The sequence below is a fragment of the Acetobacter sp. JWB genome (assembly GCF_003323795.1).
Lineage (GTDB): Bacteria > Pseudomonadota > Alphaproteobacteria > Acetobacterales > Acetobacteraceae > Acetobacter > Acetobacter oryzifermentans.
In genome coordinates this window covers 2,333,268-2,348,167 of the sequence record NZ_CP030871.1, presented here as the reverse complement: position 1 = coordinate 2,348,167, position 14,900 = coordinate 2,333,268, and the positions used below count along the sequence as shown (strand labels likewise).

The 14,900-nt window shown below is 50.7% G+C and carries 13 protein-coding genes and 1 riboswitch; of the genes, 8 read left to right on the top strand and 5 right to left on the bottom strand.

Going from position 1 to position 14,900, the window contains the following annotated elements; all coding sequences use genetic code 11:
- Positions 1-89: 89 nt before the first annotated feature.
- Genes DS739_RS11100 through DS739_RS11090 form a run of 3 tightly spaced genes read left to right on the top strand, consistent with a single transcriptional unit; the run spans position 90 to position 2,595 of the window.
- Positions 90-995, top strand: coding sequence for a metal ABC transporter solute-binding protein, Zn/Mn family (locus DS739_RS11100; protein ID WP_035352351.1), 906 nt, complete (start codon positions 90-92; stop codon positions 993-995).
- Positions 995-1,801, top strand: a complete 807-nt coding sequence (locus DS739_RS11095; RefSeq protein WP_035352350.1) for a metal ABC transporter ATP-binding protein — start codon at positions 995-997, stop codon at positions 1,799-1,801. Before DS739_RS11100 ends, DS739_RS11095 begins: the two co-directional genes overlap by 1 nt.
- Entirely contained in the window at positions 1,801-2,595 is a 795-nt protein-coding gene (locus tag DS739_RS11090; protein ID WP_035352349.1) for a metal ABC transporter permease, read from the top strand. The genes DS739_RS11095 and DS739_RS11090 overlap by 1 nt, the downstream gene beginning before the upstream one ends.
- A gap of 19 nt (positions 2,596-2,614) precedes the next feature.
- Here DS739_RS11090 and DS739_RS14325 read toward each other — a convergent pair whose 3' ends face one another.
- Entirely contained in the window at positions 2,615-2,764 is a 150-nt protein-coding gene (locus DS739_RS14325) for a hypothetical protein (RefSeq protein ID WP_162853393.1), read from the bottom strand.
- 32 nt (positions 2,765-2,796) lie between these two features.
- Entirely contained in the window at positions 2,797-3,300 is a 504-nt protein-coding gene (locus DS739_RS11085) for a flavin reductase (protein ID WP_006117307.1), read from the bottom strand.
- Positions 3,301-3,365: 65 nt separating this feature from the next.
- On the opposite strand from DS739_RS11085, the gene DS739_RS11080 reads away from it, so the two are divergent.
- Positions 3,366-4,385 carry an enoyl-CoA hydratase/isomerase family protein gene (locus DS739_RS11080; RefSeq protein ID WP_035352348.1) on the top strand — a complete coding sequence of 340 codons (1,020 nt, stop codon included), beginning with the start codon at positions 3,366-3,368 and terminating at the stop codon, positions 4,383-4,385.
- 57 nt (positions 4,386-4,442) lie between these two features.
- Here the strand turns inward: DS739_RS11080 and DS739_RS11075 are convergent, their stop codons facing one another.
- From DS739_RS11075 to DS739_RS11065, 3 genes are all read right to left on the bottom strand, one after another.
- The gene (locus DS739_RS11075) at positions 4,443-5,066 is read right to left on the bottom strand and encodes an acetate uptake transporter (RefSeq protein ID WP_006117309.1); all 624 of its coding nucleotides are present in this window, start codon (positions 5,064-5,066) and stop codon (positions 4,443-4,445) included.
- Between the two features lie 136 nt (positions 5,067-5,202).
- Positions 5,203-7,458 (bottom strand): FUSC family protein, encoded by a 2,256-nt coding sequence (locus tag DS739_RS11070; protein ID WP_050793171.1) that lies wholly within the window; start codon positions 7,456-7,458, stop codon positions 5,203-5,205.
- Positions 7,448-7,966 carry a MarR family winged helix-turn-helix transcriptional regulator gene (locus DS739_RS11065; RefSeq protein WP_006117311.1) on the bottom strand — a complete coding sequence of 173 codons (519 nt, stop codon included), beginning with the start codon at positions 7,964-7,966 and terminating at the stop codon, positions 7,448-7,450. The genes DS739_RS11070 and DS739_RS11065 overlap by 11 nt, the downstream gene beginning before the upstream one ends.
- A gap of 154 nt (positions 7,967-8,120) precedes the next feature.
- Positions 8,121-8,355: riboswitch (cobalamin riboswitch) on the top strand.
- Positions 8,356-8,537: 182 nt separating this feature from the next.
- On the opposite strand from DS739_RS11065, the gene DS739_RS11060 reads away from it, so the two are divergent.
- The 4 genes from DS739_RS11060 to DS739_RS11045 are packed head-to-tail and all read left to right on the top strand — an operon-like array spanning position 8,538 to position 14,857.
- Positions 8,538-8,966, top strand: coding sequence for a DUF1636 domain-containing protein (locus tag DS739_RS11060; RefSeq protein WP_035352343.1), 429 nt, complete (start codon positions 8,538-8,540; stop codon positions 8,964-8,966).
- Positions 8,963-10,015, top strand: a complete 1,053-nt coding sequence (cobW, locus tag DS739_RS11055) for a cobalamin biosynthesis protein CobW (protein WP_006117312.1) — start codon at positions 8,963-8,965, stop codon at positions 10,013-10,015. Before DS739_RS11060 ends, cobW begins: the two co-directional genes overlap by 4 nt.
- A gap of 19 nt (positions 10,016-10,034) precedes the next feature.
- Complete coding sequence (gene cobN, locus DS739_RS11050; RefSeq protein ID WP_006117313.1) at positions 10,035-13,499, top strand: cobaltochelatase subunit CobN; 3,465 nt, start codon at positions 10,035-10,037, stop codon at positions 13,497-13,499.
- Complete coding sequence (locus DS739_RS11045; protein ID WP_006117314.1) at positions 13,496-14,857, top strand: cobyrinate a,c-diamide synthase; 1,362 nt, start codon at positions 13,496-13,498, stop codon at positions 14,855-14,857. The genes cobN and DS739_RS11045 overlap by 4 nt, the downstream gene beginning before the upstream one ends.
- Positions 14,858-14,900: the final 43 nt, after the last annotated feature.

The window sequence follows — 14,900 nt, the reverse complement described above, 5'->3', positions numbered from 1 at the left end:
AGACCAAATTTGCGCGGGTGAGGAGGTGACGTGCAGCTGATAAAATGTAATAATATTACATTGCATTCAAGCATGGTAGGATAACGCGTATGGAATTGATGAAAACAAAAGGCACTTCACGCCGGATGTTGTTGGGCATGGTGACTGTGCTTGGTTTTGCAACCATGGGCACAGCAGGTAGTGCGACCGCGCGCCCTTTGTCTGTTGTGGCGGCAGAAAATACATGGGGGGACTTGGCTGCGCAGATTGCTGAGCCAGACATGCACGTGACATCTATACTTGTATCACCTGCTGTTGATCCGCATTTATATGCTCCTACACCGGATGATGCGCGGCGTGTGGCGGATGCTACGTTGGTTGTAGCCAATGGTGCGGGATACGATGCATGGATGGATCACTTGGTGCAGGCTTCTGCTTTACCGCAGGCGCGGTATGTGCGTGCAGATACATGGTCTGGGTGGCACGAGGGCGGGAATGCCCATTTATGGTATGATTTGAACGCTGTGGCAGATTTTGCTCAAAGATTTGGAAAAGCGTGCGAGCAAGCAGATCCAGCACACGCAAAAGCATATGCTGAGCGGGCTCGGAAGTTGGGGGCTGATATTGCCAGCGTACAGGCCCAGGCCGCAGCATTACGCCCGCATGTGCAAGGTATGGCTGTGGCCGCAACAGAACCTCTATTTACCCCGCTGGCCAGTTACCTTGGTTTGGACATGAAGGAAAATGCCTTTCAGATTGCAATCATGAATGATGTTGAACCTCCACCTGTTGCTGTTGCTGCATTTGAGCAAGATCTTGCTCAAAAAAAACTACGGCTACTTGCCTATAATGTGCAGGTGGAAGAGCCAGCCAGCAAACGTTTGATAGATCTGGCCCATAAAGCAGATGTGCCTATTCTGCCGCTAGCGGAAATTATGCCGCAGGATACGCATTGGCAAATATGGATCAGTTCAACTCTTACGCAAGTTGCGCATTTGCTTGGTGTTGCGCCGTAATGTCATCTTCTGCTGTGCAAGTGGCTGGCGTAACTCTGTTACGCCAGAAAAAAACAGTGCTGGATAATATCAGTTTTACAATTCCTACAGGCAGTTTTGTAGCTGTTTTGGGTGGAAATGGGGCTGGAAAGACAACCCTGTTTAGAACTCTTCTGGGGTTGGAAAAACTTTCGGCTGGCCAAATATGGATAGAAGGCCAGCCGGTGCAAAAGGGCCGTATGCCTATAGGGTATATGCCGCAGGTGCGCGCTATGGTGGCTGCACAACTTAGCGGCTGGAGCACAGTTGCCGCAGCGCAGCAGGGCTGGAAATGGGGCCTGCCATTTTACGGCAAACAGGCTAGAGCGGATATTGATGCAGCTTTGGCCGCAGTAGATGCGCAGGATCTGGCGCGGCGACCGGTAGGCTCCCTTTCCGGGGGAGAAAGGCAGCGGCTCATGTTGGCGCAGGCATTGCTGGATAATCCACATATCTTGTTGCTTGATGAGCCTTTGGCCAGCCTAGATCCTGCTCGTATGCGTGAAACAGCAGAACGTATTCATACACTGGCACGAGACAGGAATATAACGGTGCTCATGTCTACCCATGATATCAACCCTCTTATGGGGTTGATGGATCATGTTCTTTACATGGCGCATGGCAAGGCAGTGCTGGGGCGCGTGGAAGATGTGATGACAACCCAAACACTCAGTGCACTTTACGGCGCACCGGTTGAGGTGATTAAGGCGGGAAACAGATTATTTGTTGTGGCAGAAGGTGGTGGGGCATCACTTCAGTCCTGTATGTGCGTGGGGCATAGTGCTTGATGCTTGAGTATGAATTTATGCGCACCGCTTTTCTGGCGGCGTTTTTGGCGGCGCTGGTGTGTGGGCCTGTGGGGTGGTTTCTTGTCTTGCGTGGGCAAAGCTTTGCCAGTCATGCGCTTTCGCACGTAGGATTTGCCGGAGCCGCTGCAGCCCTTCTGTTAGGTCAGCCCGCTTTGCTTGGACTTGGGCTTGGTGCTGTTGGTGGCGGTGTTGCCATAGGGTTGGCGGGAGATAGGCTGGTAGGCCGAGACGTAACAATCGGACTAGTGCTTTCTGTCGCCATGGGTTTTGGGGCGCTGTGCCTGCATTTTCTAACCCATTCTGCCAGTTCAGCCACAGCATTGCTTTTTGGTGATATTCTGGGTATCGGGTCTTCTATGTTAGGCTGGCTGGGTGTTCTTTCCGTAGCTTGTTTGATAGCGCTGGCATTTGTGGCAAGGCCGCTTCTTTTTGCATCGCTTCAGCCAGAGCAGGCAGAGGCGCGGGGTGTGAATATGCGCCTGCTTGATATTCTTTTTCTCATGATTGTTGCTGTAGCTACAGCGCAATGTGCCCAGATCACAGGTGTTTTGCTGGTATTTACGCTTATGATTGCGCCTGCTGCAGCAAGTTTGCGTATGGGTTTTTCACCCTTATTGGGAATGGGCATTGCAACGTTACTTGCGTTGCTGGAAGCTTGGTTGGGTTTGGTGTTGGCTTGGTACACCAATTGCCCTACAGCATTTTGGATTGCAGCGTTAGGTGGCGGTGTATTTATAACCGCCAGTCTGTTTTGCCGCTTGCGGGGCGGCTAAAAAATCTGGCTAGCCCTTGTTACTGCGGCAAGGACCAATCCAGCCAAGACCATAAAGCTACGACTGCTAGCAGCACAACATGCATGATAATCAGGGCTTTGACAGTAATAAACGGGATATAATCATCATCCCCTTTTACTGGATAATCATCATGATAATCCTGTGACATGTTTCAACACCTTGATTGTATGCCTAAAGCCCTTAGGGCTTTAGGGCTGGAGTATGGGGCAGAGCGTGATACATTCTATTAAAATAAACAAGCCCATGTGCGGTTGCATGGGTGCGTAACGCTTGCACAATACCAAACATTACGCTGTGTGTGCCAACTTCTACAATCTGGCTGATCTTGCAGTCAAACGAGGCCACAGCTTCTTCCAGTACAGGTGCGCCTGTTGCCAAGGCGCTCCAATGCCCAGTGGCAAATCGCTCCTGCATGGAGTTGGGGCTGGCAAAAAGGTTAGAGAGATGCTGCTGGGTAGATGCCAGCACGTTTACGCATAATGCGCTACCTTCATGAAAAGCCTGTCTGGCACGGCTTCCACGGTTCAGGCAGACCAAGAGCGTAGGTGGGGTATCTGTTACGGAACACACTGCGGAGGCTGTAAAACCAACGGGGTTTTCTAGCGTTCCTGTTGTAACAATGTTCACAGCTGCGCCAAGTCGGGCCATGGCATCGCGGTAGGCGCTGGTCTCCGGAGCCAACATCTGCTCTCCTTAAATCAATCAAAGATGGTTCGTACGTGTTTGTGCACGAAATAAAGAGGAAAGCAATGACAGAGCAAATTCTTTCCGCCGTATCTGGCGTAACAATGCAGCAGGAAGGGCATCTGGGACGTATTATTTTAGACCGTCCCAAACGGTTGAATGCCGTTGATATCAGTATAGCCAACGGCGTAAAAGCCGCTTTGGAAATGTGGCGGCATGATCCTTCCGTCCATACCATTCTTCTGGAAAGCAGCAGCCCGCGTGCCTTTTGTGCGGGGGGAGACCTACGCGCCATTTATGATCGTCTGAAAGCCCAAGGGGCATTGGCGGCATATGAACTGATGAAGCGCGTATATGATGTGATGCTGTTGTTGGCAGATTACAAAAAACCCATTGTTTCCTTTTTAGATGGCGTAGCTATGGGGGGTGGTATCGGCTTGGGTGGCCATGTGCGGTATCGGGTGGTTACGGAAGCATCTGTGTTGGCTATGCCGGAAACGGCTATTGGTTTGGCTCCCGATGCAGGAGGAAGCTGGTTATTAGCACGTGCGCCTGGTTTTTCTGGTTTACGGCGTGCCGTTACCGGTGGGCGCCTGAACGGAGCAGAGGCCATAGCCATGGGGTTTGCAGATGTTCTGGTTTCATCGGCTTCTCTTATAGATTTAAGAGAAACATTGAGCGTTGAAAGTGCAGAGCATGTATTCAGCCGCTTTCATTCCCAGCCTGAAAGTCTGGACGTGCAAAATTTGGATTCCTGTTATGATGCGCCAGATATCTTGCAGGTTATTGAAAAATTGAAAGCGGACGGATCAGAAGAGGCGCAAGAGGATCTTGAAGCTTTATCACGTGCTTGTCCGTTTTCTGTGCAGGTAGCATGGTATGGATGGCACCAGGCACGTGCTGCTTCCTCGTTACATGCAGCTTTTGTGCTGGAGGAAAATATGGTGCGCCATATGGTGGCCCGGCCAGATTTTGTAGAGGGAATTCGGGCACGTTTGATTGATAAAGATAACCAGCCTGTGTGGATGCCGCCAACTTTGGCGGAAGTGAATAAGCAGGAAGCTCAAAATTGTTTTGAGAAGTAATGCAAACATGTCGCCCCGGAGCATTTTGTGCTGCGGGGCATAATGTTTTTGGGGTGTTTAGGCGGCTGCAGTTCGGAAAGCTATGGAAGCCGGTGCAGGTTTGCCAATCGGCAGTACTGCATATCCAAAGGCTTCCTCCAGAATTTCAGCAGCAGCGAGATAGATGGCGGAAAAACCGCAGAACAATCCTTCATACCCAGCAAACTGTGTAACAACTGGCATAGCCAGCATATCACCCGCGGCAAGGAGAGCGAATAGAACTGTCAGGCTTAGAAAAATAATCTGATGCGCCCGTGAGGCACGCAGCGTGGCAATAAACATGATAAATGTGAACAATCCCCACGCGAGTAGGTAGCTTCCTACAAGGTTAGGGCTACTGGCATCCACAATGCCAGTATGAGGTAGGCCAATAAGTGCCACGAACGAAAGCCAGAAAGCACCGTAGGCGCTAAAAGCTGTCATGCCAAAGGTATTGCCATTGCCATATTCCAGCATTCCCGCCAGAATTTGGGCAACACCCCCAAATGTTAGCCCCATGGCCAGAATGGCAGAACCCATAGGTACCAGATCTGCATTATGTAAATTGAGAAGAACGGTTGTTAACCCAAAGCCCATTAAGCCTAATGGGGCTGGGTTGGCTCTTCGGTATGTCACCGGAGGCGAGGTGTCGGAATATGCCATGCCAGATACTTCTTGTTATGAGTGATGACTTAAGCATTAAGTAAATGGCAGAGCAGAAGTTCTCTATAAAAAGAAAATTTAGATAAAATTAAATTCATCATCATGACTTTTATTTTAGGAAACTTTTTTCTTTATTTCATCCCACAGAAGTAGACTCCATAAGTGTAGAAACAGAGGCATTTGCCCCAACCTCATCTACAGAGCGATGGATGGGGCCGTATTTGCCATAAAACCCGGGAATGGCGCGGATAATGCCCGCTGCTTGCACGAGGCAGGAGATGGTTCTATCCCGCATAAGGGAGGCGCCATTCTGATCTGTGGCGGTGGTATGGAGAATTGCAGCAGCCTGCTCCAGAGCATCTGCCGTAGCCAGTGGGGTATGCCGCAATAGGGCAAAGGCTTTTAATGCATTTTCAAGAGTAGCGTGAGCTTGCGCATCAAGTTTGGTATGTTCTGCATTCCAGCGCAGGCGTAAAATTAGCCGACCTAGAGAAAGTGTTGCAAAGGCTGCATCTGTATAGCCCTGTCGGTCTATTCCGGAAGGAATAAAGGAAAGACGCATCATCAGCCGCGTGATTTTTTGAAGTTGGAGACCTTCCCATGCAATCCATTGCACGGGCTTGTTACTGTGGGAAAGAGCAAGTTGTTGCAGGCTGCGTGTAAGGGAAGAAACCAGCCGCGCAGCATCCAACCGATGGTCTGGCGGCAGAATAACCCGGAAAACCAGCACCAGAAGTATGCAGGCTGCTACCATGGTTATCCAGTTATTGGTGAGTGCGAGATCATTATAAATAATAGGGTTGTTAATAGAGAGCAGCATGGTGAAAAACACTGCATATCCAAATGCACCAATGCTGTAGCGCGGGTGAAATTGCAGCCATACACCAGGTAGTAGAAACAGGCAGAGAGTTAGCCATAAAAGCGGGTAGCCATCTATACGAGGCAGAAACAGGGAATGGCATAAAAAACCCATAGGCACAGCCAACATGGTGCCTGTTGCCATCATGGGGCTTGCTTTACCGGCGGAGGGAGCTGTTGAAAGCAGGCTTGATGCGGCAACTACATACAAAATCAGCATAGGGCCTGCGCTCCAGTGGAACACATACCACAGCATGCCAGCCAGAAGTGCAATGAACATGCCGCGCACACCATTGCGCAAGGCTACAGGCCATTCCAGATATTGGCGTGTGTGGAAAGATTCACGATCGCGGCGCAGGCTTGTAAGATCGTATAGGGCAAGATCTATCTGTACCAAAATATCACGCGTATTATCCAATGTGGCCAGCAAACTGGGTGCCGGATTGTTGCGTGAAAGTTGTTCCAGATTTTTCAGGCATTCATGCAGGCAGGCAGAAACCGGGGCGGGGTTTTCCAGCCAGCCGGGTTGTTCTGTAAGGTGCAGAATCTGCTCTAATGTTTCGGCAACATACTGATGCACAGGGCGTGATTGCGCATCTACCAAAGAGAGATTGAGCCAATAAGGATGATAGCTGACAATAAGCCCGGTTAAACGGTTAAGTGCCAAGCGCAGGTTGGAAATACGGGCCTGCATGTCGGGGTCATCTGCTGCGGCAAATTCTATGGCTGGTGTTAATCCTGCCATACCCGCCAGAAGGCGGCTGCGGCTATCATAAAGAGGTTGCGGCAGGCTACGGAATGCTGTGCCTGTGGTTGTAGTATCTGTTATTTCGGAAGGATTGTTTTCTTTTTCCGTATTTTCTTCTGGGTGAGAAGAAATACCTTCCTGTGCATGAAAGTTTTTTGCGTGGAGAATGGTGTCACGAAAGGCGTTGCCCAGTTTTTCCATGACAGCACTGGGTTTACGGGGGCTTGTTACCATAAATACACAAGCCGTTACCACCACGCCGGTTACTACGGCAGAAAGTCGCCCCATTGCAGAAAGAAAAATATTGTCTGGGTCCGCAAAAGCAGGTGCGGCAATAATAACAATTGTATAACCGGTTAATACAGCAGCATAGGCGCGAAAAAAGCGCAGGAATGTGGCGACCATGCAGGCTATTCCGACAAAAACAGAAAGAGCCGCAAAATACAGAACAGGGGACTGTACAAATATAGCCATAATGCCAATGCTGATAACGGCACCAATAACTGTGCCGATAACACGCCATACGCTTTTGGAAACCATAGCCCCTACAGTTGGATTTGCCACAATAAGAACAGTTGTGGCTGCACTGAGGGGAGAGTGAAGCTGGAACATGAACGCCAGAAAAACGGCAATGCCAATGCATAAAAAGACGCGGGCAGAATAGCCTGCGGTAGCCTTAAAGGCATTCCACTGGGCTTCATCAGAAAAAAGGGCAGGTAAGCAGCGGGAGAACACAGCGTTAAAGGAAGATAGTGTGTTACTGCTTTGCTCGGATCTAGCGTTCATGATGTGTTTCCAGCATGCAGGAAAGATCATGAATTAAGCTACGCACTTGGTCTTCCGTGAGGTTCTGGCGGACATTCTGTTCAAGCTGTGCAGAAATAGTGTGAAACAGCACACATCTTTCTTGCCCTGCAGGTGTGAGCACAAGCTTTTTGGCGCGCCGGTCCGGCATATCCTGTTGGCGTGTGATCAGCTTTTGTTTTTCCAGCAAATCCAGAATACGCACCAGTGCAGAACAATCCACGTTCATGGCGGCTGCAAGATCACTTTGCGTGGCTCCATCGGGCATCATCATCAAATAAGCCATCGGGCGCATACTGGCTAATGTCATGCCATGGGGGCGCAAGGCCCTGTCCAGTTGCGTGCGCCAGACTGTGGCTAACCGCATAATACGGAAGGTAAGCGCCATGTCTGAAAAACGCGTTTCATCCAGTGTGGGCAGAACGCGTGGAGAAGTCATGGAATCCTCATTTGTTAGCAAAAGAATATTTGATATATAAAGTATATTCATACGAATATAACATAGCTGTTTTGCGCGTCAATAATGGAAATAAAGCTACAAAGCACAGGAACATTAGCGTGAAGCCTCAATCTTGTTTCGGATGGTAGAGCTTAAAGTTGTGAGGTCATAAAACTGCGGGTTGAAAGCAAAGGCCGCTTATGCGCATTGTGCACCGGCTAATGGTGTCCTTTACGGGATGAAAAGGGAAGAACGGTGCAAGGCCGTCGCTGCCCCCGCAACTGTAAGTTACCCATGGTGTTCCGTAAGGGCTTTCGGGCCTCAACCACTGGTCTGCATGCAGGCTGGGAAGGTAGGGAGCGCCGTTTTATGTTCTGGCCTATAGGCTGGGGTATATGTGGGTACAAGCCAGGAAACCTGCCATTGGTGCCAGTATGCGTAAGCATGTTGGTGGGCCTTAGTTATTATTAAGTTCTGGCGTTGCTGCTGGCGGGGTGCCCGGCAGGCATAGATGTACCATAGGGTATATTTCCTCTGCTTATCTCTGAGGTAGAGGCGCCGGGTGTCTGCACCCCGTCAAGCGGCTGTTCTTTGAGAATGGCGGTTATTTCAGGGATACAGCATGGCCGAAGCTCCCGATTCTTCTCAAAAATCACCTCAGAATCGTCCTGTTTTGCATGTGTGTGTCACGTGTCGGCGCGGTGGGCCTGCTATGGATCAACCGCCGGGTGCCCAGCTATATGCACGTTTACAGGCCTTGGTGCAGGAAGCAGAAGCTACTGGGCAGGAAGCTCCCGTTCTGCTGCGTCAGGTTCAGTGTTTGGCAGCCTGCGATCGCGGATGCACTGCAGCCATTGCTATGCCAGAGCGTTGGACATGGTTATTAGGACATTTGGGGACAGAAAAAGCAGAAGATCTGCTGGCTTATGCCCAACTCTATGCAAAGTCTGCGCGGGGAACAGTCATGCCTTCGCGCCGTCCGGCATCTCTTTCCAATATGGTGTTGGGGCGTGTTCCCGCACAACTTTATGATGAACAGGAGCCTTCATGACAATCGCATCTCGCGTGGCTGTAACCATTATCACTGGTTTTTTAGGGGCAGGTAAAACAACCCTTTTGCGTAATCTGCTTCAGCGTGCTGCAGGGCACCGTATTGCCGTGGTGGTGAACGAATTTGGTTCCCTTGGCATTGATGGGGAAATCCTGCGCGGATGCGGAGTGGAAGGCTGCAAGGAAGATGACATTGTAGAGCTGACCAACGGTTGCTTGTGCTGCACGGTAGCAGATGATTTTCTGCCAACCATGGAAGCTCTGCTAGATCGGGCTGATCCACCGGAACATGTGGTTATTGAAACATCTGGTTTGGCACTGCCTAAACCATTGCTCAAGGCTTTTGGTTGGCCAACAGTGCGTAACCGCATGACAGTTGATGGCGTGATAACGGTAGTAGATGCACCAGCAGTGGCAGCAGGCCGTTTTGCAGATGATCCTGAAGCTATTGCCCAGCAGCGTGCCGCAGATCCTTCCTTGGATCATGACAACCCATTAGCAGAAGTTTTTGAAGATCAGATTAATGCCGCAGATCTTGTGGTGTTAAACAAGACAGATCTGCTGGATGCAGATGCGCTGACACGTGTTGAAGATGAAATCCGCTACACGGCACCACGCCCAGTTCAGATTGTGCGTGCCACAGAAGGCAAGGTGGATCCAGCCATATTGCTTGGGATTGGGGCAGCGGCAGAAGCAGACTTGGCTGCGCGTCCTTCTCATCATGATGCAGAGGATGGCGAACACGAACATGATGACTTTGAAAGTTTTGTCGTGCGCGTGCCTGAGCAGCACAGCGTCGAGCAGTTTTTAACGCTCTTGCAGGATACGGCGCGCCGTTATGATGTACTGCGCATGAAAGGTTTTGCAGCGGTAGCAGGCAAGGCTATGCGTTTGGCTGTGCAGGGGGTGGGGGTGCGTTTCCGGCACGAATTTGATCGTCCTCTTTCCGCTAACGAAAAACGAGAAGGCCGCATTGTCGTGATCGGGCAAAAGGGGCTGGATGCTGCATCCATAGCCAAGGCTCTTGGCGGCACCTTGGTAACGGCCTGATTAAGGATGGAGTAGGCTTATGCATCTTTTGGTGCGGGAAAACCGGACGCTCGATGAACAGGAAATGGCAGAGGATCTTAATCTTCCCTCTGCTGATCTTGTTGTACTTTCTTTTACAGAAAGTGATCTTCTGGCCCTGCGCCATGCAGAAACCTTGCTACGTGCTCAAACTGAAGAAGGCATAGTGCTTCCCACCTTGCAGGTCACAAGCCTGGCAAGATTACGCCATCCTATGTCGATCGATTTGTACATTGAAACCACATTGCAAAAAGCGCGCTGTGTTGTGGTGCGGCTGTTGGGTGGTTTGGATTACTGGCGTTATGGGGCAGAAGAACTGGCGGCATGGAGCCGTGAAACAGGCGTGCCGCTGGCTTTGTTACCCGGTGATACATCACAAAGTTCTGTTTCTGATGTACGGGAACAGGCAGTACATACCGGAGATGATGGACGGCTGGCAGAACTTTCCACTATTTCCGCAGAACATTACGCGCGGTTAAACGGTTTTTTCCAACAAGGAGGGCCGGATAACATCTGCGCAGCATTGGAAGTTATGTCTGCACTGGCAGGGATGCAGGAAGATAAAGGGACACATCCTAAAGCATTGCCTGCATGGGGCGTATATCGTTCTTATCCTTCTACCGTCATGCCAGTTCAGGTGCAGATAAAAGCAGTGATACTTCTTTATCGCGCGCATTTGCTGGTAGGAGACGTGGCAGGGCCGGAATGTTTGGCAGAAGAACTGGCTCAACGTGGCTGTGCTGTAGATATTGTATATGTTACATCTTTGAAAGATCCTAATGTTTCTGATGATGTAAGTTATTATCTACAACGTGTAAAACCTGATGTTGTTCTGGATGCAACGTGTTTTTCTGCACGAAGCCAGAATGGTTTTTCACCATTGGATGTGGCCGATGCGCCTATTTTGCAGCTTCTGCAGCCGGGGTGCACACAGGCTTTGTGGCAAGAAAGCCCACGGGGTCTGGCGCGGGCGGATATGGCCATGCAAGTGGTATTGCCAGAACTGGACGGCACAATTGCAACATTTCCAATTTCTTTCAGAAAAGATGCACAGCCCGGACAGCCTGCATTTAGAGAACCTTATAAACCGGGTATAAAGTTGGTGGCAGGCCGTGCAATTGCATGGGCTAAATTGCGGAAAATGGCGCAGTCAGACAAAAAAATATCTATTATTCTATCTGACTACCCAGGTGCAGGGCTCGAAAAATCTGGGGCCCATATAGCGCATGCTGTGGGGTTAGATGGTTTTGCATCTACATCTTCCATTCTCACGCTCTTGCATAAGGCAGGTTATTATACAGGATCAGAAAATGTTCCTGATGCAAAAGCCCTTGCCGCAGCACTTGTTGGTGGCAGTTCAAAGCCTGTTCTTGATACAGAGCTGTATCGTCAGTTTTTGGCATATTTAGATCCGGATTTTGTAAAATCTGTTTTTGCAGCATGGGGTGATCCCGAACACGATGCCAATGTAAAAGATGGCGTGTTTTGTCAGCGTTACATCCAGTTGGGCAATATTTCTCTGGCAGTGCAGCCAGATAGAGGGGCAGTAGCGGATCGTAAAGCGCTGTATCATGATCCAGACACACCTCCATGCCATGCATACGTTGCATTTTACTTGTGGTTGCAACATGTAAAAAAGCTGGATGCCATGGTGCATTTGGGCACGCACGGCACGCTGGAATGGTTGCCTGGTAAGGCTGTGGCGTTGTCTCCATCCTGTGGGCCAGTTGTGCTGACGGGTGATGTGCCGGTTATTTATCCGTTTATTGTCAATAATCCGGGTGAGGCCGCAGCTGCGCGTCGGCGTTTGGGTGCTGTTATTATCGGCCATATGACGCCTCCTGTCATGCAGGCGGAACTTTCAGTAGATGCGCAGGAACTCGAACGGCTGATTGATGAATACGCTGAAGCGGACGGTCTAGACCCCCGCCGAGGCGCCTTGCTACGTGCTGATATTTTAGAAAAAGCTGTGCGCACGGGTGTGTTGGCTGAAAGCGGCGTGCGCCCCGGAGAAATGGATGAGGCAGAAGCGCTTGCGCGGCTTGATGCCTATTTGTGCGATGTAAAAGATCTGCAAATTCGTGATGGTTTGCATGTTTTTGGCAAACCAGCCGTACAATCCAAAAAACTGGTGCAAATTATTGCACAGGCATGCGGGCGGCAGGCGGATACTGTTTTCATGTCTGAAGTGGCGCATAAAATCATGCAAAGCGGGCAAGCAGAGGCACACGCCCTGCTTGCCGCATTAGATGGACGTTTTATAGCACCCGGCCCAGCCGGTGCGCCAACCCGTGGGCGGGTGGATGTGCTGCCTACAGGGCGCAATCTGTTTACCGTAGACCCTCGCGCATTGCCCACACCTTCTGCCATGGTGTTGGCCGAGAAAATGGAAAAGCTTTTGCTGACAAGGTATTTGCAGGAACAGGGTGAACATCTAACACATATGATTATGGATATGTGGGGTTCTGCCAGTTTGCGCACCGGCGGAGAGGATATGGCCCTTGCCTTGCGTCTTATGGGAGTAGAGGTGCAGCGCACCGCTGGCACAGGGCATGTTTGTGGGTTTGAGATTATTCCTTTGCCAGTGCTGGACCGGCCAAGAGTAGATGTAACGTTGCGTGTTTCTGGCCTATTTCGTGATGCTTTTGCAGATCAGATTGCCCTGTTTGATCAGGCTGTAGCGGCTGTTGTGGAACGGAATGAACCTGCCGAATGGAATCCTTTGGCGGCATCTGCCAAAGGGCTGAAAGGAGAGGCCCGAAAGCGGGCTACGGCTCGTATTTTTGGTGCTGCGGTTGGTAATTACGGCACAGGCATTGAGGAACGCCTGAATGCGGGATCTTGGGCTCATACGCAGGAACTTGGAACAGCTTGGCTGGAAGGTTCATCATGGACATATGGTGGTGGGCGAGATGGACAGCAGGATATGCAGGCTCTTTCCAATTTGGTGGGGCAAGCAGAAGCTGTGCTGCATGTGCAGGACAATGCTGAAACCGATATTTTGGAAAGCCCGGATATAGCTGCGCATGAAGGCGGCCTTTCTGCTGCGGCCGCTACATTGGGCGCAACACCAACCATATTACATGGTGATACATCTCGGCCAGATATGCCTCGGTTGCGAACAGCAGCGCAGGAAGTGGCGCGTATTGTGCGCGGACGGTTGGCTAACCCGCAATGGATTGAAGGTATGCAGCAGCACGGATACGCGGGTGCGGCAGAAATGGCGCGCGGATTAGATGCATTACACGGATTTGCAGCCACATTGCCCCAACGGTTTGATAGGCAATTCGATCTGGTTTTTGCCCAAACATTGGGAAATGCCGCGTGTGATGCATTTTTAAAACAGGAAAACCCAGCAGCGCGGGAAGCTATGCGTGCACGGTTTGCCGATGTATGGCGGCGAGGTTTGTGGCACCCACAGGGGAATAGTGTGGCCTGTGTTCTGGATGAGGAAAATGAGGCATGACAGCCCCTCGTATTATTATGGTTGCCGCTCCTCGTTCTGGCGGTGGCAAAACAACGGTTACACTCGCATTGCTGGCGGCTTTTCAACGCCGAGGATTACGGGTAGGGGCCGTTAAAACTGGCCCAGATTATATAGATCCCGCTTTTCATGCAGCTATCACACATCGGCCACCTCTTAATTTGGATAGCTGGTGCATGCCTGCAAATTTGCTGGCTGGTATCATGAATGCCGCTGCTAAAGAGGTTGACGTGGTTGTGGTGGAATCTGCAATGGGGTTGTTTGATGGATTAATGGCCCCAAAAAATGCACGTGGTGCACCTTCTGATATTGCAGCTCTATTTGGGATTCCTGTTTTGCTGGTTCTGGATGTTTCTGGGCAAGGTCAATCTGTTGGGCCGATTGCACAGGGCTTTGCGAGATGGTCTGATGCTGTGCAGGTGCATGGTGTTGTACTCAACCGTGTTGCATCCGAACGGCATGAGCGTTTGGCGCGCTCTGCTGTGGCCATGGCAGACCTGCCTGTTTGTGGGGCGCTTATGCGCCAAAAGGGTGAGGTACTGCCAGAGCGGCATTTAGGATTAGTGCAAGCACGTGAGCATGGCAATCTGGCAGGGTGGTTATCAGACCTTGCAGATAAGGCAGAACGTGAACTGGATCTGGATGCTATTCTGGAAGCAGCAGCTCCTCTGGCGGAACAGAAGGTTGATCCAGTATCTCTGGCAGAAGCATGTATTCCGCCTCCGGGCCAACGTATTGCCGTGGCGGATGATGCTGCTTTTTCGTTTTTATATGGGCATCTTTCTTTGTTTTGGAGAAAAGTGGGAGCGGAGTTGGTTCCGTTTTCTCCACTGGCCGATCAGGCGCCAGATACCTCTTGCGATGCCTGTTGGTTACCTGGGGGGTATCCAGAACTTTATGCAGGCCAGATTGCGCAAGCAGAGCATTTTAAAAAAGGCTTGCAGGATTTTGCGCTTAAGAACCCTGTACATGGGGAGTGCGGAGGCTACATGGTTTTGGGCCGTGCATTGGAAGATGCGCAGGGGCAGACACATGCTATGGCAGGTTTGCTAGGACATGTAACGTCCTTCGCGCGTCGAAAATTGCATTTAGGCTATCGTGAGGCCACGTTGCTGGCAGATAATGTTTTGGGCCACACAGGCACACGTTTACGCGGGCACGAATTCCATTATGCAACGGTTATGGATAAAGGTGAGGACGCGCCATTGGCAGATCTGGCCGCAGGGGATGGTACGCCCCTTGGTGCATGTGGTGGCCAGCGTGGCTTAGTTTCTGGGTCATTCTTTCATGTTCTGGCACGGTGTTCCAATCAGAATATTTTGAACTCTTCCTCTTTATGAAAAGAGCATATGCAAAAACGAACGCGGAAAGTTGTGTGATAAC

What these genes read in the sequence shown, in the direction of transcription:
- DS739_RS11100 (WP_035352351.1), top strand. Translation starts at nt 90, where the DNA reads ATGGAATTGATGAAAACAAAAGGCACTTCACGCCGGATGTTGTTGGGC.
- DS739_RS11095 (WP_035352350.1), top strand. Translation starts at nt 995, where the DNA reads ATGTCATCTTCTGCTGTGCAAGTGGCTGGCGTAACTCTGTTACGCCAG.
- DS739_RS11090 (WP_035352349.1), top strand. Translation starts at nt 1,801, where the DNA reads ATGCTTGAGTATGAATTTATGCGCACCGCTTTTCTGGCGGCGTTTTTG.
- DS739_RS14325 (WP_162853393.1), bottom strand. Translation starts at nt 2,764, where the DNA reads ATGTCACAGGATTATCATGATGATTATCCAGTAAAAGGGGATGATGAT.
- DS739_RS11085 (WP_006117307.1), bottom strand. Translation starts at nt 3,300, where the DNA reads ATGTTGGCTCCGGAGACCAGCGCCTACCGCGATGCCATGGCCCGACTT.
- DS739_RS11080 (WP_035352348.1), top strand. Translation starts at nt 3,366, where the DNA reads ATGACAGAGCAAATTCTTTCCGCCGTATCTGGCGTAACAATGCAGCAG.
- DS739_RS11075 (WP_006117309.1), bottom strand. Translation starts at nt 5,066, where the DNA reads ATGGCATATTCCGACACCTCGCCTCCGGTGACATACCGAAGAGCCAAC.
- DS739_RS11070 (WP_050793171.1), bottom strand. Translation starts at nt 7,458, where the DNA reads ATGAACGCTAGATCCGAGCAAAGCAGTAACACACTATCTTCCTTTAAC.
- DS739_RS11065 (WP_006117311.1), bottom strand. Translation starts at nt 7,966, where the DNA reads ATGAATATACTTTATATATCAAATATTCTTTTGCTAACAAATGAGGAT.
- DS739_RS11060 (WP_035352343.1), top strand. Translation starts at nt 8,538, where the DNA reads ATGGCCGAAGCTCCCGATTCTTCTCAAAAATCACCTCAGAATCGTCCT.
- cobW (WP_006117312.1), top strand. Translation starts at nt 8,963, where the DNA reads ATGACAATCGCATCTCGCGTGGCTGTAACCATTATCACTGGTTTTTTA.
- cobN (WP_006117313.1), top strand. Translation starts at nt 10,035, where the DNA reads ATGCATCTTTTGGTGCGGGAAAACCGGACGCTCGATGAACAGGAAATG.
- DS739_RS11045 (WP_006117314.1), top strand. Translation starts at nt 13,496, where the DNA reads ATGACAGCCCCTCGTATTATTATGGTTGCCGCTCCTCGTTCTGGCGGT.